We start from the raw sequence: 23,050 nt of genomic DNA on the forward strand, positions 1-23,050 counted from the left end.
CACCGTATGACCGAGGTGATCGCAGTAGCCGTCATCACCGTTCTCGCCGTCATCAGCCCCGGCGCCGACTTCGCCATGGTGGTGCGCGACAGTTGCCTGTACGGCCGCACGACGGGCATGTTCGCCGCCGCCGGGGTCGCGGCGGGCGTGCTCGTGCACGTCACGTACACAATGCTCGGCGTCGGACTGCTGATCGCCTCGTCCACCGTTTGCGCGGCACCTGACCGGGCCGTCCGGCGTGTCGATGCTCCGGGTCGCCGCCGAAGCCCCGCGCCACGTCCAGCGCGATCGGTCCGATCGGTCCGATCGTTCCAGAGCGACGTGCCGGAGTGGGACGGAGCCGGAGGCTGTGCCGCCCGCCGCGTCAGGCCGGTGGCTCGGCCGCCGTGACGTTGCGGTACGCGATCTCGGCGAGCCGCCCCTGCCCGTCGCGGCTGGGATGGAACCAGTCCCATCGGCTCAACTGCGCACCGCTGAACCGGTAGTCGAACACGGCGCCGCCGTCGTGACGACAGCGTTCGTCCTCGGCGCAGACGTCCTTCATGACCGTGTTGTAAGCGACGATCCGCTGCCGGACCGCGTCCCGGCGCTGCTCTGCCGCCGGACTGTCGTCCTCCGCCTCGCCCAGCATCGACGAACAGATGCCGAGCCTCCAGATCTGCCGGCCGAGCGGATCGGAGCGGCCCGTCGACCACAGGCGCTTGAGGTCCGGCACGCTCGACACATACACCTGGGCCTTGGGCGCGTCCTTGCGCAGCCGTGCCAGCGACGCCTCGAACGACGTACGGAACCTGTCGACAGGCGTCATCCGCTCCACCGTGTCGGCGCAGGCGTCGTTCGCGCCGACCATCACGGTGACCAGATCCGGCTTGTGCACGGCCGCCGCGGCCATCTGAGCGGGCAGGTCGGCGACATCGGCCCCTGAGCGGGCGTGGTTCCAGCTGCGGGACGCGATGCCGGACGGCCCGAGCAGGCGCAGCGCGAGGCTGTTCACCGCGGCGTCGGTGCCCGTGGCCCAGGACACCTCCGGGCAGTCCGTGAGCACGGCGCAGGCGTCGAAACCGCGGGTGATGGAGTCGCCGACCGCGGCGAGCGAGCGCGGCGTGCGGTCCCAGAGGGGGATGGGGCTCGGCGACGGACGGGAGGTCGTGGAATCAGGACGGGCACCTTTCGGTGACGACGAGTCACATGCCGTCATGGAGACGGCGCAGAGGCCGGCGAGCGCGACGGCGATCACCCGTGCCCCGCGCCTGCGGTGCGTCCTCGCGCGCTGCCGCATCCCCTGATTCTCCTCACCTGACCCAGCGGTCCGACTCCTGCCGAGTGAATGCTTCGTGCGTACGGGCCCTGGACCGACAGTACGTCACCCCTGGCACGCCCCCGCACGGTAGCGTTTTCCCGTCGACCCAGAGGCACCCCCGCCCGTCGGCGCCAGTAAATTACATCACGTCAGATGCTGTCCCTTTTGCGGAGTTCTGCTCCCGATGCTGTTTACTGAGGCCGCTGGGAAGGTGATCCTCGTCCCACACTGGAGGTCCCGGTGACGACACGTGGTGTTCTGTACGTTCACTCCGCACCGCGCGCGCTGTGCCCGCACGTCGAGTGGGCGGTCGCGGGAGTGCTCGGTGTGCGCGTCCAGCTGGACTGGATCCGCCAGCCCGCATCGCCAGGCACCTGGAGAGCGGAGTTCTCCTGGCGCGGCGAGGCCGGGACGGCCTCCAAGCTGGCGTCGGCGCTGCGCGGCTGGCATCTGCTGCGCTTCGAGGTGACGGCGGAGCCGTGCGCGACGGCGGAGGGCGAACGCTACAGCGCGACTCCCGAGCTGGGCATCTTCCACGCGGTGACGGGCATGCACGGCGACATCCTGGTCCCCGAGGACCGCCTGCGCGCCGCGCTGGCACGGTCGTCCCAGGGGGAGACCGACCTGGAGGCCGAGGTCGCGAAGCTGCTCGGCAAGCCCTGGGACGACGAACTGGAGCCCTTCCGCTACGCGGGCGAGGGCGCGCCGGTCCGCTGGCTGCACCAGGTCGTCTGACCCCGGACCCCCGCTCGACCGGGGGCACGTCGGCGTTGCCGGCCCTCGGCGGGGCGTCTTCGCTTCCGGCGGTGTGCGCGTGCGGTGCGGGCGCCGTTGTGGCGGCGGGTGGGCCGCTGCGCGGGGCTGTTCCCCTACCCGCCCTCCCCCTACGCCTGGCTGCGTACGCCCATCCCGCTGTACCGATGTGCGGCTCTGCCGCGTGGCGGGCTCTGCCTGCCCCGCACCCGTACCCCACTTCGCGCGCTGTCCGCACACTCCTCCGACGGGCTCGCGGCCGTGGGACGTTCCCCCGAACGGGCTGACTTTGTCAGCCCGTTCGGGGGTTTGAAGCGCGGGGGTACGAGGGCGGAGTGCCCCGGTAGAACGGGGCGGCGGAACGGGAAGGCCCGCGCCCCCATTAGGGGGCGCGGGCCTTGCCCGAAGAATCAGACCGTCCGGAACGCCAGCACCACGTTGTGGCCACCGAAGCCGAACGAGTTGTTGATCGCCGCGATCGTACCCTCCGGCAGCGCGCGCGGTTCACCGCGGACGATGTCGGCGTCCACCGCCTCGTCGAGGTCGTCGATGTTGATCGTCGGCGGGGCCGTGCGGTGGTGCAGCGCGAGCACCGTCGCCACCGTCTCGATACCGCCGGCGCCACCCAGCAGGTGACCGGTCATCGACTTGGTCGCGGACACCGCGACATGGTCCAGATCGTCGCCGAGGACGCTGCGCAGCGCCTTGATCTCCGCGACGTCACCCTGCGGCGTCGAGGTCGCGTGCGCGTTCAGGTGCACGACCTCGGACGGCTTGAGGTCCGTCGTCTCCAGCAGGTGCCGCAGCGCGGCGGCGATACCGCGGCCCGTCGGCTCCGGCTGCGCGATGTGGTGGCTGTCCGCGGACAGGCCCTGGCCCAGCACCTCGCAGTAGACCTTCGCGCCGCGCGCGGCCGCGTGCTCCGCCGACTCGAGGACCACGACGCCCGCGCCCTCGCCGAGGACGAAACCGTCGCGGGCCGTGTCGTAGGGCCGTGAGGCCTTCGTCGGCTCGTCGTTGTTCTTGGACATCGCCATCATGTTGGCGAACGCGGCGATCGGCAGCGGGTGGATCGCCGCCTCGGTGCCGCCCGCGACGACCACATCGGCACGGCCGGTGCGGATCATCTCGACGGCGTAGCCGATCGCCTCGGCGCCCGACGCACACGCCGAGACCGGGGTGTGCACGCCCGCCTGGGCGTTCACCTCCAGGCCGACGTTGGCGGAGGGGCCGTTCGGCATCAGCATGGGGACGGTGTGCGGGGAGACGCGGCGTACGCCCTTCTCCTTGAGCACGTCGTACTGGTCGAGCAGGGTCGTCACGCCGCCGATGCCGGAGGCGATCACCGTGCCCAGCCGCGCGGGTGCGACGGCGTCGTCCTCGCCCGCGGGGGCGGTGAAGCCGGCGTCGGTCCACGCCTCGCGCGCCGCGATCACGGCGAACTGCGCGGAGCGGTCCAGCTTGCGGGCCAGCGGGCGCGGCAGCACCTCGCCCGGGTCGACCGCGGCCGGCGCGGCGATGCGCACCGGGAGTTCGGCGAAGCGCTCGCCCTCCAGGAGCTGCACTCCGGAACGCCCGGCGATCAGGCCTTCCCAGGTCGATGCGCTGTCGCCACCCAACGGTGTGGTTGCGCCGATACCGGTGACGACCACGGTGCGATTGGTCGAGTTCACAGGAATTCTTTCTCCACGTGTAGGGGGTGCGGAATGTGCACGGCGCCACCGCTGGGCGGCGACGAGCGCGTCAGTCTCAGGCCTGGTGCTTGAGGATGTAGTCCGCGGCGTCGCCGACGGTCTTCAGGTTCTTGACGTCCTCGTCCGGGATCTTGACGTCGAAGCGCTCTTCGGCGGCGACGACGACCTCGACCATGGACAGCGAGTCGACGTCCAGGTCGTCGGTGAAGGACTTGTCCAGCTGGACGTCCTCGACCGGGATACCGGCGATCTCGTTGACGATGTCGGCGAGACCCGAAACGATCTCTTCCTGCGTGGCGGCCATGTTGGCGCTCCTTCGGTGTGTATCAGAGGGTGTGGCTGTAGCCGTCCGGAAGATCCGTACGGGTGCCTAGGGGAGGGTAACGACCGTCGCGGCGTAGACGAGACCCGCCCCGAAGCCGATGACGAGCGCGGTGTCGCCGCTCTTCGCCTGTCCGGTCGCCAGGAGCCGCTCCATGGCGAGCGGAATCGAGGCGGCCGAGGTGTTGCCGGTGGTCTCCACGTCACGTGCGACCGTGACATGGTCCGGCAGCTTCAGCGTCTTCACCATCGAGTCGATGATCCGCATATTGGCCTGGTGCGGAATGAAGACGTCCAGGTCGGCCGACGAGATGCCGGCCGCGTCGAGCGCCTGCTGGGCGACCTTCGCCATCTCGAAGACGGCCCAGCGGAACACCGCCTGGCCCTCTTGGGTGATGGCGGGGAACTTGTCGACGGACCCCTCGCGGTAGTCCGTCCACGGCACGGTCTGCTTGATGGTCTCGGACTTGTCGCCCTCCGAGCCCCACACGGTCGGGCCGATCCCCGGCTCCTTCGCGGGGCCCACGACGACGGCGCCCGCGCCGTCACCGAACAGGAAGGCCGTCGCACGGTCCTCCAGGTCGGTGAGGTCGCTGAGGCGCTCCACCCCGATGACGAGTACGTACTCCGCCGAGCCCTCGACGATCATGCCCTTGGCGAGGGTCAGGCCGTAGCCGAAGCCCGCGCAGCCCGCGGAGATGTCGAACGCGGCCGGCTTGACGGCGCCGATCCGGTCGGCGATCTCCGTGGCGACGGCCGGGGTCTGCTTGAAGTGCGACACGGTGGAGACGATCACCCCGCCGATCTGCTCCGGGGTGATCCCCGCATCGGCGATCGCCTTGCCCGACGCCTCGACCGACATCGCGGTCACGGTCTCCTCGGGCGAGGCCCAGTGGCGCGTGGCGATGCCCGAGCGCGAGCGGATCCACTCGTCGGAGGAGTCGATCGTCTCGAGGATCACCTCGTTGGGCACGACACGGGTCGGACGGTAGCCGCCGACACCCATGATGCGTGCGTACGGGGCGCCCTGGCTCGGCTTGATCTTCGACATGCGCTACGGCTCCTTGTCAGGCTGCTTGGTGCTCGGCGACGAGCGTGCGGGCCGCGTCGAGGTCGTCGGGGGTCTTCAGCGCGAGTGTCTGGACGCCCTTGAGGGCGCGCTTGGCGAGACCGGTGAGCGTACCGCCCGGGCACACCTCGATGAGGGCGGTGGCACCGAGCTCCGCGAACGTCTCCATGCACAGGTCCCAGCGCACCGGGTTGGCGACCTGGCCGACCAGGCGCGAGACGACCTCGGCACCGGTGGCGACGGTGCGCCCGTCCTTGTTGGAGACGTACGGGACGGCGGGGTCGGCCGGGTCGAGGCCCTGCGCGGCCTCCTGGAGCTTCGCGACCGCGGGCGCCATGTGATGCGTGTGGAACGCGCCGGCCACCTGCAGCGCCACGACCTTGCGGACACCTTCCGGCTTGTCCGCCTCCAGCGCGGCCAGTTGCTCCATGGTGCCGGCGGCGACGATCTGGCCGGCGCCGTTGACGTTCGCCGGGGTCAGGCCGAGCTTCTCCAGGTGCGGGACCGTCACCTCGGGGTCGCCGCCGAGCAGCGCCGACATTCCGGTCCTGGTCACCGCGGCGGCCTCGGCCATCGCCAGGCCCCGGGCCCGTACGAGTCGCAGCGCGGCGGTGTCGTCGATGACGCGGGCGAACGCGGCCGCGGTGATCTCGCCGACGCTGTGGCCGGCGACCGCGCCGGGCGTCACGTCACCGAGGGCGGAAGCGGACAGCAGGCCCGCCGCCACCAGCAGCGGCTGGGCCACGGCCGTGTCGCGGATCTCGTCCGCGTCGGCCTTCGTGCCGTAGTGGGCAAGGTCGAGGCCGATGGCGTCCGACCAGGCGGCGATGCGGTCGGCGGCACCGGGGAGGTCGAGCCAGGGAGTCAGGAAGCCGGGCGTCTGAGCGCCTTGGCCGGGAGCGACGAGTACGAGCACCCTCACACTCTCTCTTGTGGACGGCTCGGCCCGCCCGTGAGGACAAGGACGAAGAACCGTCAGGGGAATTGTCGGTGTTCCACAAAAGTCTAGAGCTGGCTGTCTCCGTCGGCCAGACGCCCGAGAATCAGGGCGATCCGCAGAGTGAACGCCGAGCGGACATCGGAGGGTGACCAGCCGGTGACGTCCGTCACACGTCGGAGCCGGTAGCGCACGGTGTTGGGATGGACGAACAGCATCCGTGCGGCGCCTTCGAGGCTGCTGGCCTGCTCCAGATACACACTCAGAGTCTCCAGCAGCGCCGAGCCGGCCTCCTCCAGCGGTCTGTAGATCTCCTCCACCAACTGCTCGCGCGCCGCAGGGTCCGAGGCGATCGCCCGCTCCGGCAGCAGATCATCCGCCAGCACCGGCCGCGGCGCGTCCTGCCAGGCGGAACACGCCTTGAGGCCCGCGGCGGCGGCCTGCGCGGACCGCGTCGCGGCCAGCAGGTCGGGCACGATGGGTCCGGCGACGACGGGACCGGCCGCGTAAGGGCCGATCAGGGCCTTCGCGACATGCAGCGGGTTGTCGCTGCCACCCGCGATGACGACGAGCCGGTCGCCGAGCACACCGGTCAGCACCTGGAGCTTGGCGTGCCGGGCGGCCCGGCGGATCGCCTCCACCGTCAGCTCGCTGTCCCCGTCGGGAGCGGTGCCCAGGATCACGCACACATGCTCGGGGGAGTTCCAGCCGAGGGCGGCGGCCCGGGACACGGCGCCCTCGTCGGCCTCGCCGGACAGCACCGCGTTGACCACCAGCGACTCCAGGCGGGCGTCCCAGGCGCCGCGGGCCTCCGCGGCCTGGGCGTACACCTGCGCGGTCGCGAACGCGATCTCCCGCGCGTACACCAGCAGCGCCTCGCGCAGCACCGACTCGTCGCCCGGGGCCGCGACCTCCTCGATCGCCGCCTCCATGACCTCGATGGTGGTGCGCACCATCTCCACGGTCTGGCGCAGGGTGATCGCCCGGGTCAGCTCGCGCGGAGCCGTACCGAAGACGTCCGTCGAGATCGCCTGCGGCGTCTCCGGATGCCGGAACCACTCGGTGAACGCGGCGATACCGGCCTGCGCGACCAGTCCGATCCACGACCGGTTCTCCGGGGGCATGGCCCGGTACCACGGCAGCGACTCGTCCATGCGCGCGATGGCGTTCGCGGCCAGCCGGCCGGAGGACTGCTCAAGGCGACGCAGGGTCGCGGAGTGTGGATGGGAGGCGTTCGCTGCAGGTTGGGGCACGGGACAAGACTGCCTTATCGGGACGCGAAGGCTAAGTGCCGGGGTTCCCTCATGGCCGCGTGTACCGCCGCGGCCCGGCTACGGTGGTCCGGTGACTGCCATCCGGACCTCCATCCGGCGCTCCGCCGACCGCTACCCGGGCGGCGACCCGGCCGCCGGGATCGAGTCCCTGCACGCCTTCTCCTTCGGGCGCCACTACGACCCCGACAATCTGCGCTTCGGCGCGATCCTCGCCTGCAACGAGGAGCGCCTCGCGCCCGGTGCCGGGTTCGACGAGCATCCGCACAGCCACACCGAGATCGTCACCTGGGTCGTCGAGGGCGAGCTGACCCACCGCGACTCCGCGGGCCACGCCACGCTCGTGCGCCCCGGCGACGTCCAGCGCCTCAGCTCGGCGGGCGGCGTACGGCACGTCGAACGCAACGACGGCCCGGACCCGCTGGTCTTCGTGCAGATGTGGCTCGCGCCGAAGGACCCGGGCGGCAAGCCGTCGTACGAGATCGTCCGCGGCATCGCCGACTCCACTCCGTACGCGCTCCCCGAGGCCGGGGCGATGCTCCACGTCCGCCGCCTCGCCCCTGGCGAGCGGACCGCCGTCCCCGACGCGCCGTTCGTGTACGTGCATGTGGCGCGGGGCGAAGTGGCGCTCGGTGGCGAGGAGTTGGGTCCGGGGGACGCGGCGCGGATCACGGACGCGGAGGGGCTGGAGATCGTGGCCGAGGGGGCGGCGGAGGTGCTGATGTGGGAGATGGCCGCCGGCTGACGCGTCCGGTCCGGCCCGCGCGTCCCGCACGGCGAGGGCCGCCGGGTGTCGGACCTGCCTGCCATGATCCGCGCATGGATCTCGCACACGCACTCGACGGTCTCGACACACACCCATGGGCCGACACCACCCATGCCTACGGCAGTGCCGAGGACCTGCCGGAGCTGCTGCGGGCGCTCGCCGGGGACGACGAGGAAGCCGCGGACGAAGCGGTGTCGGAGCTCTACGGCAGCGTCCTGCACCAGGGGACCGTCTACGCGGCCACTGCCGACGCGGCGCCGTTCCTCGCCCGGATCGCGGCGGCCGGCCACAAGTCCGCCGATCTGCTGAGGCTGCTCGGCGACATGGCCGGGAGCGACGACGAATACGGGGTGGAGCCGGGCACCGTGCGCAGGGCCGTCGCCGCGCAACTGCCACTGATCACGCCATCCTTGGGTGATCCCGATCCCGCGGTGCGTCAGGCCGCGGTGTGGGCCGTCGCGCGGACGCGTGCTGCCGACACGGTGCTGCCCGCGCTGCTGGGCCGGTGGGACACGGAGCGCGAACCGCTCGTGCGGGCCGAACTCCTCGGCGCCATCGCAGGGCTGGACCCGGCGGCCGGTGCCGCCCTCGCGCAGGCGGCCCTTGGGCCGGAACAGCCCGCGCACCTGCGGCTCGCCGCCGTGTTCGCCCGCCTGGACGCGGGCGAGGCATGGGACGCCGCACACCACCGGGCGATGCTGTTGTCGCTGCCCGCGAGCCCGCTCGGCCGGGAACGGCTCGACCTGGACCGGGGTGAGCCGCTGTGCGCCGTCGTCAAGGAGCTGCTGCGGCGGGGGACCGACGCGGACACCACGGCGGCCGGGGACCTGCTCGACGCCGCCCTGCGGGACGAACGGGCCGATGTGCGGGCCGAAGCCGCGTGGGCCGCCGACCGGGCCTGCCAGATGTCCCGCAGCGCCCCGGAGCGGCTGCTGCCCGCACTGCTGCCGCTGGTCACGGCGGGCGACGCGCGGGGCGTACTGTCCCTGCTCGGGAAGCTGGGACCGATCGCGGCGGAGGCCGCGCCCGCCCTGGCCGCACTCGCGGAAGCCGGCCACGACGACGATCTCGCGGACCGCGCGCTCGGCGTGCTTGCCGTGGTGGCGCCGGACCGGGCGGCCCCGCTGCTCGCCCGCGGCCTCGGGAAGCGCCCCTGGGGTCTGGACGCCGCCGCCGGGTTCCGGGCACCGCAAGACGTGCCCTTCCCGTTCCACACCGAGTTGTTGACGGCAGTCCGGGCCAGGCTGGCGGAGGACGACCTCACCGGGAACGAGCCCATCCAACTGATGCGCCTGCTGCGGCAGTGGGGCGGACGGGCCGCCGACGCGCTGCCCGAGCTGTACGAACTGCTCACCCGGTTCCCGCTGCCGGCGGCCCCGGCCGTCGCCGCGATCGCCGCCGAGTGCCCGCCCGGCGAACGTCGGCGCGCGGCCCAGGCGTTGCGGGCGCAGGCCCCCGACGGGCCGCTCCCGGTGGCGGAGGCCCACTTCGAACTGACCGGTGAGACAGATGTTCTCCTGGCGAGGTTGGCCAAGGAGCTCTCGGAAGCATCAGGCGACGCGGCCTGGGCGGCCCAGGTGGCGGGCCGGCTGGGTGCGGCGGCGACGGGGTTGGCGGAGGCCCTGCGCGGCGCCCTCAGCGGCGCGGACGCCCAGGACACCTCGCCCGTGCTCGACGCGGACGTGGCGCTGGCCGACGCCCTGTGGCGGATCACCGGGGACGCCGAGACCGTGGGCGCGGTGCTGGACTCGGTGTTCGCCCGCGCGTCCGGTGAGTACTGGTTCCGCTGGACCGCGATACGCGCCGCCCGCGCGGCCGCGCTGCTCGGCCCGGCCGGCCGGCCCCTGGTGCCCCGGCTCACAGCGCTGCTCGACGATCCCGCGAAGGCGCCGGCGGCCGTGCTCGCCCTGGCGGCCGTCGCCGGTCCGGACACCCTCGACCGCCCGGCCCTGGCCGACACCGTGCTGACCTCCGCCGAGCAGGAGGCGAGCGCGCTGGAGGCGTGCGACGCCCTGCTCGCCCTGGGCGCCGACGCGTTGTCCGCCGATCACGTGCGCCGGCTGACGGACCTCGCGGAACGGGACCTGCGGGTGATCCGGTCGGGCGTCGAGAGCGAGATCGTCCGCGCCGACGAACGGCTCCGGGCCCGCGCCCGCGAGGTGCTCGCCGCGCTCCGCCCGGACCGGACCGGCTGAACGCGCGGCCGGCCGCGGTCGTGGCGGCGCTACCGCAGGCCGTCCACGAACGCCCGCCACGCGCCTGCGCCGACGACGACCACGGGGCCGTCCGGGTTCTTGCTGTCCCGGACCGGGACGGCCCCGTCGGGGCAGCCGTCGGCGACCTCGACGCAGTCGCCGCCGGTGCTGCCGCTGTACGAGGACGTCCGCCACGTGGCGCCGCCGGTGACGGTGCACTCGACGCAGTCGCCGCCGTTGGGGCCGCTGTGACTGGACTTACGCCACTTGCTCGGGCTGGTCTCCATAGCGTTCCTCCAGCACGCGGGCGATCAGTGCCGCCGACTCCTGGAGGTGAGCGTAACGGCGCGCGGCTTCCCTGATGGTTTCGGGGTTGGCGGTCATACGGCCGGAGATGAGGTCCTCCGTGTAGACGATGTCCGGCTCGTCATCGAAACGGAGAGCGTTGAATGACCCTGCGAGACTGGCGTGTTCACCGGCCGAGAACGGCAGTACCTGGACGCGCATCCACCTGTGGCCCGTGAACTCCAACAGCGGCGCCAGTTGCGCGCGCATCACCTCACGGCCGCCGATCGGCCGGTGCAGCACGGCCTACGGGGATGCGCTGGGGTCGAGTGACTGGACGTTGGCCACGGTCGGCACCTCCGGTTTCCGGTACGTAGCCGAGCGTAACCGTCCCGTCGCAGGGTGGTGACGGAAATCACGCAACTGGCGTGCGCAGCGCGCTCTTTGCCCTCCACTCCTCCCAGGAGAGGTTCCACGCGCCGAAGCCGTTGCCCGGTGCGGGGACGCCCTTGGTGTCCTTGCCCGTGATCTCGAACGGGTCGCCGGGGCGGACCTGGGCGTAGAACCAGGCGGCGTTCGCGTCGCTCATGCCGATGCAGCCGGAGCTCCTGTTGGCCTTGCCCATCCACTTGTCGTTCCACGGCGCCGCGTGCGCGTACATGCCCGACCAGGTCAGGCGCATCGAGTAGTCGACCATCTTGTCGTAGGCGTCCGCGAGGCCGACCGTCTCGGAGTTCATGTTGATCGTTCCCTCCTTCGACATCAGCACCGCCGTGCCGCGCCAGGAGCGCTTGTCGCCGCCGGGAGTTCCGCCGGAAACGGGGATGGTCCGCACGGTCCGGCCGTCCCGCTCCAGCGTCAACCGGTGGTGGTCGAGGTCGACTTCGACGATCTGGCGGGCGCCGATCGTGAACGATGTCGCGTAGTCGTGGACGAACCAGCCTCCGCCCGTGCCCGAGTCGGTGCCGTTCAGCCGGGCCTCCAGAGTGACCTTCGTGCCGGGCTTCCAGTACGCCTTCGGCCGCCAGTCGACCCTGTCGCGGCCCGACCAGTCCTTCATCCAGCCCCAGGAGCCCTCGGTGCCGTCGGAGGCGGTGACCCTCAACTGCCGCTCCACCTCCACCTTTTCGGTCACCGGGTTGTCGAAGACCAGGGACAGGGGCTGGGCGACGCCGACGGTGGTGCCCGCGCCGGGCCGCCAGTCCACCTTGTTGACCTTGCCGGCCGGGGCGGTCGTGAACGACGTGGACGTGGTGCGCTCCGTGCCGCTCGCGGTACGGGTCGTGGCCTTCACCGTGTACGTGGCGCCGGGGACGGCCTTGCGGTCGGACTGCCAACTGCCGGTGTCCCCCGAGCCCTTCAGCGTGCGGCCCTCGGTGTCGGTGACCGTGACGGAAACGAGCGTGCCGCCCGAGGCGGTCACCTTCACCGGCTGCCCGGCTCGGACCGCGCGCCCGCTCGGGGACACCGTCACGGTCGCCGGACGGTCGTCGGCGGCGCGGGCACCGGGCTTGGCGTCGTCGGCCTGCGCGTCCGTGGAGCCGGGGGAGCAGGCGGCGAGCGGGGCCAGCAGCACGGCGGCCGCCGCGACGCGCACGCGTATGCGGCGAGCGGGTGCGCTTCTCACTGTCATGGGCGCAGGCATGGGCGGGTCCTCCGTCGTCGCGGAATGAGGTGGGATGCGACGAGCGTAGGACGGAGAAATCGCAGGTGAAGGGCTGTAGGGCCGTGTGACGGCGGTTGGGGTCGAACGGTCATCGTCCGGTCACATCCGCCGCGTGGACCGGTCACGGACGGCTGTGAGCATCCACGGCATTCCGCGACCACAGGGAGGTCCCACACCGTGTCTGCGCTGCTCGTGCCGGCCGACCGCGGCCAGGAAACACCGCTCGGTCCCCTCACCGAAGAGGCCTACCGCGTCTTCCTCGCGTCCCGTGCCGGGAGTGCCCTCGGGCCCGGCTTCCTCCAGTGCCCGTCCTGGGCCGAGGTCAAGGAGGGATGGCGTTCGCTGCTCGTCGGCTGGGGGCCACGGCCGGAAGCGGGGGAGCTCAGTGGCGTGGCCCTGGTGCTGCTGCGCCAACTCCCGGGCACGCGCAAGTTCTTCGCGTACCTGCCCGAGGGGCCCGTCGCCGACTGGGCCGACCCCCGCATGGACGCCTGGCTCACCCCGTTGCTGCGGCTACTGCGCACCGCGGGCGCGTTCGCCGTACGGATCGGCCCGTCGCCGGACCACCGCAGCTGGGACGCCGCGCGGCTCAAGGCGGCCGCCGGGGCGGACCGGCGGCTCGCCGACGTGCTCGCCCGCGAGGTCGACCCGCTGGGGACGGCCGTCGCCGAACGGCTGCGCGCCCGCGGCTGGCACCGGTGCGGGGGCGAGGAGGACGGGGACGCGCAGCCCCGGTACGTGTTCCGCGTTCCGCTCGTCGGGCGGACCGTCGAGGACCTGTGGTCCGGCCTGAACCAGGAGTGGCGGCGCAATGTGCGGCGGGCGCGGAAGGAGGGGGTGGAGACGGTGGTGGGCAGCGCGGCGGACCTGCCCGAGTTCTACCGGCTGCTGCGGATCACCGAGGAGCGCGACGGTTTCCGGCTCGGCCGCTCGCTCGCGTACTACGAGCGCCAGTACGCGGCGCTCAACGCCGAGGAGCCGGGCCGGATGACGCTGTACCTGGCCCGGCACCAGGGGGAGATCCTCGCCGCGCACACCATGATCCGGGTGGGCCGCCGCGTCTGGTACCAGACCGGTGCGTCGGCCGACCACCGCCGTGAGGTGCGGCCGTCCAACCTGTTGCAGTGGCGGATGCTCCAGGACGCCCACGCCCTCGGCGCCGACGTCTACGACATGCGCGGGGTACCCTCCACCCTCGACCCCGACGACCGCGGGTTCGGACTGCTGCGCTGGAAGCTCGGCACCGGGGGAGAGGTCGTCGAGACCCTGGGGGAATGGGAGAGACCGTTGGACGGCACCGCCAACCATGCGCTGTACAGGGCGTTCCAGACGTACCTCGCCCGCCGATGACGCGCGACGCGCGCATGTCCGCCGCCCACGTGCCCGCGCCCGCGCCGGGCCACGCCGCACCCTCGGCCCCGGTGACCCGGGGCCCGGCCGCGGCTCCCGGGGCCGGGGGGACGCGAGCCGTGCCGCCGGGAGCGGCTGCCGCCGGGGCGGGTGTTGGCGCCGGGCGTGTGCCCGCCGTGGCGGCGGGTCCGGCCGCCTCGGGGGACGTCGGTCTTGAGGCCGGAGACCGGGTCGCGGAGACGGGAGTTCCGACTGCGCCGGGCCGCGCCGCGCCGCTCGGCGGCCCGGCCGTTCCGGACGGCTCGGCCGGCTCCGCCGGGGCGGGGGCTCCGGCCGTGCCGGGCCGCGCTGCGGCCGCCGCCGTCCCGGAGCCGTTGCGGGACACGTTCTCTTCGGCCGGGGCGGGTGTTGGCGCCGGGCGTGTGCCCGCCGTGGCGGCGGGTCCGGCCGCCTCGGGGGCCGTCGGTCTTGAAGCCCGCGACCCGGCCGGTCCGGCGGGCTCCGCGGGCTCCGAAACCGCGCCCCCCGCCGACGCGACCGCGTCCGCCGCGCGCAGCGGTGCCGTCATGGCCGCCGGGTCCGTCGTGTCGCGGGCCACCGGGTTCGTGCGGTCCGCCGTCGTCGCCGCCGGGCTCGGGGTCGGGGCCGCCGCCGACGGGTACGCCGTCGGCAACTCCGTCCCCACCATCGTCTACATGCTGCTCCTCGGCGGCGCCCTCAACGCCGTCTTCGTGCCCGAACTCGTCAAGGCCGCCAAGGAGCATCCCGACGGCGGCGCCGCCTATACCGACCGGCTGCTCACCGTCTGCGTGCTCGCCCTGCTCGTCCTCACCGCCGCCGCCGTCTGGGCCGCACCCGCCATCGTCGACGTGTACACGGACTACCGCGGCGAACAGGCGGCCATGACCGTCGCGTTCGCCCGGTACTGCCTGCCGCAGATCTTCTTCCTCGGCGTGTTCACCCTGCTCGGACAGGTGCTGGGCGCCCGCGGCCGTTTCGGCGCCATGATGTGGACGCCCGTCCTCAACAACCTCGTCGTCATCACCGTCTTCGGCCTGTACCTCGCGGCCGGCGACAGCGGCACGCTGACCCCCGCCGAGACCGCCCTCCTCGGCTGGGGCACCACCGCGGGCATCGCAGTTCAGGCGCTCGCCCTGCTGCCGTTCCTGCGCGCCGCCCGGTTCCGGTTCCGCCCCCGCTTCGACTGGCGCGGCAGCGGACTCACCCGCCCCCTGCGCTCCGCAGGCTGGCTCGTCCTGCTCGTGCTGACCAACCAGGCCGCCTACTTGGTCACCACCAAGCTGGCCACCGCCGCCGGCGCACGGGCCGCCGCCGCGCACGTCGACGGCGCCGGATTCAGCGCGTACAACAACGCCTACATGCTGTGGGCCGTGCCGCACGGCATCGTCACCGTGTCCCTCGTGACCGCGCTCATGCCCCGGATGAGTGGCTCCGCCGCCGACGGTGACACCGCCGCGGTGCGCCGGGACGTCGCGTACGCGCTGCGCACCAGCGCCGCCCTGATCGTCCCTGCCGCCTGCGCGCTGCTCGCCCTCGCGGGGCCCGTGATGACGCTCGTCTTCCAGTACGGCGCCGTCGACGCGGACGACACCGCCGTCATGGCGGGCATCCTCATGGCGTTCGCCCCCGGACTCGTCGCGTTCTCCGGCCAGTACGTCCTTTCGCGCGCCTTCTACGCCCTGTCCGACACCCGCACCCCCTTCTTCCTCAACCTGGTGATCGCCGGTCTCAACGCGGCCCTGTCGGCGACCGCATACGCCCTGCTGCCCGCGCGCTGGGCCGTCACCGGTATGGCCGGGGCGTACTCGCTGGCCCTGTTCACGGGCTGGGCCGTCACGGCGTACGTCCTGCACCGCAGGCTCGCGGGTGGCGGCGGCGCCCTGTGGCGTTCGGCGACCCTGCGCGGGCAGCTGCGGCTGCTCGCCGCCGCCGCGCTCGCCACGGCCGTGGCCCGTCTCGCCGCCCGGTCGGCCGAGCCCGCCGGCGCGCTCGCCGCCACCGCCGCGGGCGTCCTCGCGATCGCGGCCGTCCTCGTCCTGCTCGCCCGGCCCCTGCGGCTGGACGGGACCAGCGCGCTGCTGGCCGGGGCCACGGCCCGGCTCCGCCGCCGCACCGTCCGACGCTGACCACGACCTGGAGACACCCGCCCATGCCACGCGTCCTCCTCATCGAAGACGATCCCTCGGTACGCGAAGGGGTCGAACTCGGGCTGCGCCGCCGGGGCCACGAGGTCCGCACCGCCGCCACCGGCGAGGCCGGACTCGACGCCCTGCACGCCTTCCGGCCCGACCTGCTGCTGCTCGACCTGATGCTGCCGGGCATGAACGGCGTCCAGGTCTGCCGCCGGGTACGGGAGAACAGCCAGCTGCCCATCATCATGCTCACCGCCCGCGGCGACGACTTCGACGTCGTCGTCGGCCTGGAGGCGGGCGCGGACGACTACATCGTCAAACCGGCCAGGACCGAGGTGATCGAGGCCCGCATCCGGGCCGTGCTGCGCCGCATCGAGGGGCCGGGGGCCGGCAAGCCCGCCGTCGAGACCCACGGCGAACTCGCCATCGACCGTGCCGGTCTCACCGTCACCAAGGCCGGCCGGCCGCTCGCCCTCGCCCCCTCTGAGCTGAAGCTGCTGCTCCACCTGTCCGCGGCCCCGGAGCAGGTGTTCAGCCGTCAGCAACTGCTGGAGCACGTGTGGGAGCACAGCTACCACGGCGACGCACGGCTCGTCGACGCGTGTGTGCGGCGGCTGCGGACCAAGATCGAGGACGGCTCGGGCGCCCCGCGGTTCATCCAGACCCTGCGGGGCTTCGGCTACCGCTTCGGGCCGCTGTGAGACCCGCTGTGAAGCCCCCAGTGAGACGCCGGCGGAGCGGCGCGGGCCGGGGGCCGGGCAGGCGCGGCGCCGGGAGCGGCGGCCGGGGTCGCATCGCCGCGTTCGGGCTGCGCACCCGACTGGTCATCGCCTTCCTGCTGGTGGCCGTCGTCAGCGCCGGGACGACCGCCGCGCTCACATACCGCGAGGCGCGCAACGCGGTCCTCGCGAGCGCCCAGGACACGGCGGTGGAGTCCTTCCGCGAGCAGGTCCAGACGCTCGGGGTCGGGCTGCCCGTGGACCGCACCGTGATGCAGGAGCTGCTGCGCGGCATCGCGCGCAAGGCCAAACCGCACCCCTGGTTCGTCTTCGCCGAGTACGGCTCGCTGCGGGCCTCCTCCGGCACGAGCCCCACCTCGACCGTGATCACCGAGGAACTGCGCCGCACCGCCCGCGCCGGCTCCCCGCACGGCAGCTTCGAACGCGTCGTCAAGGACGGCGTGCCATACCTGACCATCGCCATGCCCGTGGTGGTGAAGGTCGGCGTGGGCGGAACGCTGCCCACGGGGCTCGTGCTGTACGCCGTGATGCCGATGTCGGACGAACAGGCGAACATCGACGCCCTGGTCGCCGCGGCCCGCGACGGCGCACTGCCCGGGCTCGCCATCGCGCTCGCCCCCGCGCTGATCGCCGCGCGCAGCGTCCTGCGGCCCGTCCGCGAACTGCGGGAGGCCGCCCGCTCCATGGGCAGCGGCCGGCTGGACACCCGGATCCGCGCCCGGGGCCGCGACGAACTCGCCGACCTGGCGAGCACGTTCAACGAGTCGGCGGCCCAACTGGAGAGATCCGTCGACGAACTGCAGGAGGCCGAGGCGCGCGCCCGCCGCTTCGCCTCCGACGTCTCGCACGAACTGCGCACCCCGCTCGCCGGCATGCTCGCCGTCACCGAGGTCCTCGACGAGGACGCCGACGCCCTCGATCCGGACACGGCGCGGGCCGTGCGGCTGATCAGCGCGGAGACGGGCAAGCTCGCGGTCCTCGTCGAGGACCTGATGGAGATCTCCCGCTTCGACGCCCGCGCCGCCGAGCTCAACACCGACGAGGTCGACGCCGCGGAGACCATACGCAAGACCCTGCAGAACCGGCACTGGACCGACCTGGTGCGCACCGACCTGCCCGACGGCATCCGCTTCCGCCTCGACCCCCGCCGTTTTGACGTCGTCGTCGCCAACCTCGTCGGCAACGCGCTGCGCCACGGCGGTGCGCCCGTCACCGTACGGCTGGGCACGGGGACGGGCCCGGACGGCACGCCGCTGCTGGTCACCGAGGTCAGTGACGGCGGACCCGGCATCCGCTCCGACGTGCTGCCACACATCTTCGACCGCTTCTACAAGGCGGAGGCGGCCCGTACCCGGTCGGCGGGCAGCGGACTGGGGCTCGCCATCACCCAGGAGAACGTCCACCTGCACGGCGGCACGATCCGCGCCGCCAACGCACCCGGGGGCGGTGCGCTCTTCACCGTCGAGATCCCCGCGGACCACGGAAGGCGAGCGTGACCGCATGAGCAGGACCCAGCGCGCAGCCGCCGCCCTGGCGGGCCTGGCGGCCGCGATGTCGCTCACGGCCTGCGGCATCCAGGAGTCCGACGTCATCGAAGCGGGCGGTCCGGCCACGCTCGACGTGCTTCCGGCCAGGGATGCGCGGATGCTGCTCTTCTTCTTCTCGCCGGACGGCATGCTGATGCCGGTGAGCCGTTACACGGGCAAGGCCTTCGGCGACGAGGCCGTCGAGCGGCCCCGGCCGTCGACCGCCGAGACCGTCTTCGCGCTGCTGAACGGCCCGAACGCGGAGGAGGAGGGGTACGGGCTCCGCAGCGCCGCCGCTCTGCCGCGCCTCGGTTCCGCACTGAAGATCGAACCGGGTAGGGGCACGGTGCTCGTCACGATGGCCGCCCCCGTCCGCGACCTGGCCGGGCCCGCGCGGCGGCAGCTCGTCTGCACGATCGCCTACGCCGAGGACGCCGAGGGACAGACGGAGGTGACCCTGCGGGGCGTGGACGGCACGCTCGACCCGGCCCGCTGCGACGCCGGCTCGGGCCCGGCGCCGACCGACGCGCCGCGCCGGGCGGACCCCGAACCGGAGAAGGACCCCTGGGGTCCGGTCCACCGGGGCACTCAGGCCGGCGAGACCCCCGCGGCCACCGCTAGCGACGCACCTCCGCGAGCACCGCGTCCGTGAACGGCGGCCACGCCTCGATCGCCCACGGCCCGAACGCCCGGTCCGTGAGCGCCACGCACGCCGCCCGCGCGTCCGGGTCGATCCACAGGAACGTGCCGGACTGGCCGAAGTGGCCGAAGGTGCGCGGCGAGGACGAAGCACCCGTCCAGTGCGGGGACTTGGCGTCCCTGATCTCGAAGCCGAGCCCCCAGTCGTTGGGCTTCTGGTGGCCGTACCCGGGCAGGATGCCGGACAGACCCGGGTGCACGACGGACATGGCCTCCAGCACCGTACGCGGATCCAGCAGCCGCGGCGCCTGCACCTCGGCCGCGAACCGCACCAGGTCATCGACCGTCGAGACGCCGTCCTTGGCCGGGGAGCCGTCCAGCGTGGTCGACGTCATCCCGAGCGGCTCCAGCACCGCCTGGTGCAGATAGTCGGCGAACGGGATCTCGGTCGCCTTGGCGATGTGGTCGCCGAGCGCTTCGAAACCCGCGTTCGAATAGAGCCGGCGCCTGCCGGGCGCGGCCATCACCCGGTCCTCGTCGAAGGCGAGCCCCGAGGTGTGGGCGAGGAGATGGCGGACCGTCGCGCCCTCGGGTCCGGCCGGCTCGTCCAACTCGATCGCGCCCTCCTCGTACGCCACCAGCGCCGCGTAGGCCGCGAGGGGCTTGGTGACGGAGGCGAGCGGGAAGCGGTGGGCGGTCGGGCCGTGGGAACCGGCGACGGTCCCGTCCGCGCGCACGACGGCGGCCGCCGCGGTCGGTACCGGCCAGTTCTCGATCATCGCCAGGCTCTGCATGCGTACGAGCGTAGACGGTGCGAGGGGGTGTCCGGCTGGTCAGGGCCCCGGCCAAGGCCCGCGGGCACCCCCTACAGACTGAGCCGCATGGCCGGGTCCGGAGTGCGGACGAAGCCCAGGGACGCGTACAGCGGCTCGCCGTCCTCGGAGGCGCGCAGGTCGATCCTGCGCACGTCCCGCTCGCGGAACCAGTCGAGCAGGCCCTCCATGCAGGCGCGCGAAAGGCCGCGGCGGCGCATGTCCTCGTCTGTGGCGACACTGAACACATAGCCGGTCGTGCCGTGCGGGTTGCCCGGGCCGCCCAGCCGGTACTCGATCGTGCCCACGGCGCAGGCCGCGAGCGCGCCGCCGGGCCGCTCGGCGACGTACGCTGCCAGGTCGCCGGACGGGTCCGCCAGCCGGTCCCGCAGTGTCGCCACCGCGGCGGGCTGCCAGCTGACATCGGGGTTCGGGCCGTGGCAGGAGTCCTGCATCACCTTGCGGAGGCGGACCAGCTCTTCTGCGTCGGCGGGGACGGCGCGGCGGGCGGTGCTCATGGCCAGGCATGCTAGATCGGGCCGGGCCGAGATCGCCACAGGATTCCCCTTGCTTGGAGTGCACTCCAAGGTTCTAGCGTGGAACGCATGACGGTGATCGAGAACACGACCGCCCGGACCGGTATGTGCAAGGCCGCACCCCCCACGCATCCGCGCCCAGCGGGCCAGGACCGCTACACGATCAGCGAGGTCGTCGCCTGCACCGGCCTCAGCGCGCACACCCTGCGCTGGTACGAGCGGATCGGGCTGATGCCGCACGTCGACCGCTCGCACACCGGGCAGCGGCGGTTCACCAACCGCGACCTGGACTGGCTCGCGTTCGTCGGCAAGCTCCGGCTGACGGGGATGTCCGTCGCGGACATGGTCGCGTACGCCGAGATGGTGCGCGAGGGCGAGCACACCTTCGAGGCCCGCGCCGAGCTGCTGCAGCGCACCCGGCGCGACGTCCTCGACCGGATCGCCGAACTCCAGGACACGCTCGCCGTGCTGGACCACAAGATCGAGTTCTACGCGGACGCCCGCCGGGCGTCGGAGAGGTCCTGACCCTGATGAACGACAGCAAGATCGCACAGGTGCGCCTCGGCACGGAGGGACCCCTCGTCGGGGTCCAGGGCCTCGGCTGCATGGGCATGAGCGAGTTCTACGGCGACACCGACGAGACCGCGGCGCGGCACACCCTTCGGGCGGCGCTGGCCGAGGGCGTCACGCTCTTCGACACGGCGGACGTGTACGGGCGGGGCGCCAATGAGGAGTTCCTCGCGCCGTTCGTCGCCGCGCACCGCGACGAGATCACGCTGGCCACGAAGTTCGCCATCGAGCGCACCGACGATCCGCACTACCGGGGCCTGCGCAACGACCCCGCGTACATCCGGCTGGCCGTCGAGGGCAGCCTGCGGCGGCTGGGCACCGACGTCATCGACCTGTACTACATGCACCGCCGCGACCCCGCCGTGCCGCTCGCCGAATCGGTCGGCGCGATGGCCGAACTGGTCGAGCGGGGCCTCGTCAGGCACCTCGGCCTGAGCGAGGTCACCGGCGCCGAGCTGCGCGAGGCGCACGCGGTGCACCCCATCGCCGCCCTCCAGTCCGAGTGGTCGCTGTTCAGCCGGGACGTCGAACGCAGCGCGGTCGGGGCGGCCGCCGAACTGGGCGTGGCGTTCGTGCCGTACTCCCCGCTCGGACGGGGCTTCCTCACGGGGGCGTTCACGGACGCGGGCAAGGACCTGTCGGAGGGCGACTTCCGCCGCCACCAGCCGCGCTTCACCGGCGAGAACGCGCGGGCGAACGCGGCGCTGCTGGAGCCCGTCCACAAAATCGCCGCCACGCACGGGGTGACGGCGGGGCAGGTCGCCCTGGCCTGGGTCCACCGGCGCGCCGAGGTCCACGGCCTGACGGTGATCCCGATCCCCGGCACCCGCAAGGCCACCCGTCTGCTGGAGAACGTGGCGGCGACGCGAGTGACGCTGAGCGCCGAGGACCTGGCGGAACTGGAGCCGATCGCGGCCCGGGTGGCGGGCGACCGCTACCCGGACATGTCGTCGACGTCGGCGGCGCGGGAGTAAGGGGTGGCGGGGGCGTTTTCCCTCGGGCAAGCCCCAGACCCCCTTTGAGTGGGACCACCCCCGCACCCCCACGCCCTGCCGGTCCCGTGCGGGACTCATGGTGCTCACGTTGCAAGCACGATGCCCTGGGAACCGGAGGCCGCGGCTCAATCGGCCGCCGGTGCCCCCAGCCACTCCAGCCGGGGGGCAAGCAACTCCGCTGCCCTGCGGCCGTGTTCCCCGTTGAGAGCCAGCGAACCGGGCAGCCACGCGCGGTCGCCCCACCGGAAGTCGGGGTCGCCCGCGCCGGCCAGCTCCTCCGGGGTGAAGGGGCGGGCCAGCGGCAGGGTGGAGCGGCCCAGCGGGTCGGAGTCGTACGGGTAGGCTCCCCAGGCAGCGGCCTCGGCGTGGGTCGGGCGGGTCCAGAACCCCCGGAGCACGGACGAGAGGATGGGGCGGATGTCCTCAGTCGCCGACTCGGTCTCCAGGGCCTCGGTGAAGGCCCGGACCGTGGCCCGGTAGACGTCGAAACCCCACTTCGTCACCGCCGTGTTGCTTTCCTTCAGCTCCGCGGTGAGCGTCCCGTCCGCGGTCTCTCGGTAGCCGGACACGATGCTGTGGTCGGACATGCAGAAGGTCTCGATGATGTACGGACTGTCCGGAACGCGCCACTGGATGCCTGGCTCGCCTGCGGTGTTGTACATGTAGGGGCTGACATGCTCCGGGGCCACGCCCCCTGCTTTGCGCCGCTCATGGCCCCAGAAGTAGGCGTGCGGAAGGGGAAGTCCCGCACTGTCGAGCACCGAGTGCAGGGCCGCGACCATACGTCCTGTCCAGCCCGCGTCCACCAGCCCGGTCGTGGCGGAGGCCATGCCTTCCTGGCGGGCGTAGGCCAGCACCAGCTCGCGCATCCGGCCGATGCGCGGGGCGATGGTACGGGCGACCTCGGGGAGGGCGACGAAGCGGCGCAGCGCGGCGTTCTGGGCGGGCGAGTCCGCCCGATCGGCGGGGTGGGAGGAGGCGCCGACGCGGGCGAGGAGCGGGGGCGCCATGTCGGGATCGAGGCCCAGCCGGGCGCATACGTCGGCCGCGTTGGAGCGGATGAAACTGTTGAAGAGCCAGTCGGCCTCGTCCAGGCGGTACGGGTCGGAGGCGGAAAGGCTCCAGGTGCGGCGGCTGCTGTAGACGTAACGCAACTCAATGTCCGTACCCAGCCGGGGTGCCAGTGTGCGGGCGATCTCGTGGATCACCTGGGCGTCCCGGGAGAGGAAGCAGAGCCGGTCGAGGTCACGCTCGCGCGCCGCCTCGAGCAGCCACAGCACGTAGCCGGTGAGCACGGGCGCCGCGACCCCGGCAGCCACGTCGCGGATGGCCGTCTCGTGCTCGTCGGCGACCGGCACGGCTTCCCGTGCCGCGCGGGACGCGCGGCCCATGGCGGCGGCCAGCCCACCGCCGTTCGTCAACGCCACCTCGTAACGTGTGTCCTTCACTGCGGTTCCCTCCCGCGACCCCGT

21 protein-coding genes and 2 pseudogenes are annotated in these 23,050 nt (G+C 72.9%); 11 read left to right on the forward strand and 12 right to left on the reverse strand.

The window, feature by feature from the left end; translation table 11 throughout:
* Positions 1–6: 6 nt before the first annotated feature.
* Positions 7–207 (forward strand): annotated as a pseudogene (locus tag ACH5AF_RS03260) (LysE family transporter); the annotation flags it as partial.
* 157 nt (positions 208–364) lie between these two features.
* On the opposite strand, the gene ACH5AF_RS03265 reads toward ACH5AF_RS03260, so the two are convergent.
* Positions 365–1,279 (reverse strand): GDSL-type esterase/lipase family protein, encoded by a 915-nt coding sequence (locus tag ACH5AF_RS03265; RefSeq protein WP_398899627.1) that lies wholly within the window; start codon positions 1,277–1,279, stop codon positions 365–367.
* A gap of 261 nt (positions 1,280–1,540) precedes the next feature.
* Here ACH5AF_RS03265 and ACH5AF_RS03270 point away from each other — a divergent pair, with 261 nt between their 5' ends.
* The gene (locus ACH5AF_RS03270; protein ID WP_398899628.1) at positions 1,541–2,035 is read left to right on the forward strand and encodes a DUF3145 domain-containing protein; all 495 of its coding nucleotides are present in this window, start codon (positions 1,541–1,543) and stop codon (positions 2,033–2,035) included.
* Between the two features lie 428 nt (positions 2,036–2,463).
* Here the strand turns inward: ACH5AF_RS03270 and ACH5AF_RS03275 are convergent, their stop codons facing one another.
* The 5 genes from ACH5AF_RS03275 to ACH5AF_RS03295 all read right to left on the reverse strand — a co-directional run bounded on the left by ACH5AF_RS03275 (position 2,464) and on the right by ACH5AF_RS03295 (position 7,327).
* Positions 2,464–3,726, reverse strand: a complete 1,263-nt coding sequence (locus tag ACH5AF_RS03275; RefSeq protein ID WP_398899629.1) for a beta-ketoacyl-[acyl-carrier-protein] synthase family protein — start codon at positions 3,724–3,726, stop codon at positions 2,464–2,466.
* Positions 3,727–3,802: 76 nt separating this feature from the next.
* Complete coding sequence (locus tag ACH5AF_RS03280; RefSeq protein ID WP_215180438.1) at positions 3,803–4,051, reverse strand: acyl carrier protein; 249 nt, start codon at positions 4,049–4,051, stop codon at positions 3,803–3,805.
* A gap of 66 nt (positions 4,052–4,117) precedes the next feature.
* Positions 4,118–5,119: a ketoacyl-ACP synthase III gene (locus tag ACH5AF_RS03285; RefSeq protein WP_398899630.1), complete on the reverse strand. Its 1,002-nt coding sequence runs from the start codon at positions 5,117–5,119 to the stop codon at positions 4,118–4,120.
* Positions 5,120–5,135: 16 nt separating this feature from the next.
* Entirely contained in the window at positions 5,136–6,053 is a 918-nt protein-coding gene (locus ACH5AF_RS03290) for an ACP S-malonyltransferase (RefSeq protein ID WP_398899631.1), read from the reverse strand.
* 89 nt (positions 6,054–6,142) lie between these two features.
* Positions 6,143–7,327: a PucR family transcriptional regulator gene (locus ACH5AF_RS03295; protein ID WP_398899632.1), complete on the reverse strand. Its 1,185-nt coding sequence runs from the start codon at positions 7,325–7,327 to the stop codon at positions 6,143–6,145.
* 91 nt (positions 7,328–7,418) lie between these two features.
* Between ACH5AF_RS03295 and ACH5AF_RS03300 the strand changes: the two genes are divergently transcribed.
* Together ACH5AF_RS03300 and ACH5AF_RS03305 are read left to right on the forward strand one after the other, a co-directional pair.
* Positions 7,419–8,090 (forward strand): pirin family protein, encoded by a 672-nt coding sequence (locus ACH5AF_RS03300; RefSeq protein ID WP_398899633.1) that lies wholly within the window; start codon positions 7,419–7,421, stop codon positions 8,088–8,090.
* A gap of 74 nt (positions 8,091–8,164) precedes the next feature.
* Complete coding sequence (locus ACH5AF_RS03305; protein ID WP_398899634.1) at positions 8,165–10,306, forward strand: HEAT repeat domain-containing protein; 2,142 nt, start codon at positions 8,165–8,167, stop codon at positions 10,304–10,306.
* 29 nt (positions 10,307–10,335) lie between these two features.
* Here ACH5AF_RS03305 and ACH5AF_RS03310 read toward each other — a convergent pair whose 3' ends face one another.
* The 3 genes and pseudogenes from ACH5AF_RS03310 to ACH5AF_RS03320 form a co-directional block, all read right to left on the reverse strand.
* The gene (locus ACH5AF_RS03310) at positions 10,336–10,593 is read right to left on the reverse strand and encodes a DUF397 domain-containing protein (protein ID WP_398899635.1); all 258 of its coding nucleotides are present in this window, start codon (positions 10,591–10,593) and stop codon (positions 10,336–10,338) included.
* Positions 10,565–10,897: pseudogene (locus tag ACH5AF_RS03315) on the reverse strand (Scr1 family TA system antitoxin-like transcriptional regulator); the annotation flags it as partial. The pseudogene ACH5AF_RS03315 and the gene ACH5AF_RS03310, both read right to left, overlap by 29 nt.
* Positions 10,898–11,006: 109 nt before the next feature.
* Positions 11,007–12,224 (reverse strand): Ig-like domain-containing protein, encoded by a 1,218-nt coding sequence (locus ACH5AF_RS03320; protein WP_398899636.1) that lies wholly within the window; start codon positions 12,222–12,224, stop codon positions 11,007–11,009.
* Between the two features lie 210 nt (positions 12,225–12,434).
* Here ACH5AF_RS03320 and ACH5AF_RS03325 point away from each other — a divergent pair, with 210 nt between their 5' ends.
* The 5 genes from ACH5AF_RS03325 to ACH5AF_RS03345 all read left to right on the forward strand — a co-directional run bounded on the left by ACH5AF_RS03325 (position 12,435) and on the right by ACH5AF_RS03345 (position 18,678).
* Positions 12,435–13,607, forward strand: coding sequence for a lipid II:glycine glycyltransferase FemX (locus tag ACH5AF_RS03325; protein WP_398899637.1), 1,173 nt, complete (start codon positions 12,435–12,437; stop codon positions 13,605–13,607).
* 566 nt (positions 13,608–14,173) lie between these two features.
* The gene (murJ, locus tag ACH5AF_RS03330) at positions 14,174–15,754 is read left to right on the forward strand and encodes a murein biosynthesis integral membrane protein MurJ (protein ID WP_398899790.1); all 1,581 of its coding nucleotides are present in this window, start codon (positions 14,174–14,176) and stop codon (positions 15,752–15,754) included.
* Between the two features lie 23 nt (positions 15,755–15,777).
* Positions 15,778–16,461: a response regulator gene (locus ACH5AF_RS03335; RefSeq protein WP_398899639.1), complete on the forward strand. Its 684-nt coding sequence runs from the start codon at positions 15,778–15,780 to the stop codon at positions 16,459–16,461.
* A 20-nt stretch (positions 16,462–16,481) separates the two neighbouring features.
* On the forward strand, positions 16,482–17,996 hold the full coding sequence (locus ACH5AF_RS03340) for an ATP-binding protein (RefSeq protein WP_398899640.1): 1,515 nt from the start codon (positions 16,482–16,484) through the stop codon (positions 17,994–17,996).
* A gap of 4 nt (positions 17,997–18,000) precedes the next feature.
* A complete protein-coding gene (locus ACH5AF_RS03345) occupies positions 18,001–18,678 on the forward strand; it encodes a hypothetical protein (protein WP_398899641.1) in 678 nt (225 codons plus the stop codon).
* On the opposite strand, the gene ACH5AF_RS03350 is transcribed toward ACH5AF_RS03345, so the two are convergent.
* Positions 18,644–19,459 carry a serine hydrolase domain-containing protein gene (locus ACH5AF_RS03350; RefSeq protein ID WP_398899642.1) on the reverse strand — a complete coding sequence of 272 codons (816 nt, stop codon included), beginning with the start codon at positions 19,457–19,459 and terminating at the stop codon, positions 18,644–18,646. The two genes, ACH5AF_RS03345 and ACH5AF_RS03350, sit on opposite strands and share 35 nt — an antisense overlap.
* Positions 19,460–19,530: 71 nt before the next feature.
* The gene (locus tag ACH5AF_RS03355) at positions 19,531–19,995 is read right to left on the reverse strand and encodes a GNAT family N-acetyltransferase (RefSeq protein WP_398899643.1); all 465 of its coding nucleotides are present in this window, start codon (positions 19,993–19,995) and stop codon (positions 19,531–19,533) included.
* 87 nt (positions 19,996–20,082) lie between these two features.
* Here ACH5AF_RS03355 and ACH5AF_RS03360 point away from each other — a divergent pair, with 87 nt between their 5' ends.
* Together ACH5AF_RS03360 and ACH5AF_RS03365 are read left to right on the forward strand one after the other, a co-directional pair.
* Positions 20,083–20,538 (forward strand): MerR family transcriptional regulator, encoded by a 456-nt coding sequence (locus ACH5AF_RS03360; protein ID WP_398899644.1) that lies wholly within the window; start codon positions 20,083–20,085, stop codon positions 20,536–20,538.
* A gap of 5 nt (positions 20,539–20,543) precedes the next feature.
* Entirely contained in the window at positions 20,544–21,557 is a 1,014-nt protein-coding gene (locus ACH5AF_RS03365) for an aldo/keto reductase (RefSeq protein ID WP_398899645.1), read from the forward strand.
* A 146-nt stretch (positions 21,558–21,703) separates the two neighbouring features.
* On the opposite strand, the gene ACH5AF_RS03370 is transcribed toward ACH5AF_RS03365, so the two are convergent.
* Entirely contained in the window at positions 21,704–23,026 is a 1,323-nt protein-coding gene (locus ACH5AF_RS03370) for a hypothetical protein (RefSeq protein WP_398899646.1), read from the reverse strand.
* Positions 23,027–23,050: the final 24 nt, after the last annotated feature.

The sequence above is a fragment of the Streptomyces sp. NPDC018833 genome, assembly GCF_044390825.1.
Lineage (GTDB): Bacteria > Actinomycetota > Actinomycetes > Streptomycetales > Streptomycetaceae > Streptomyces.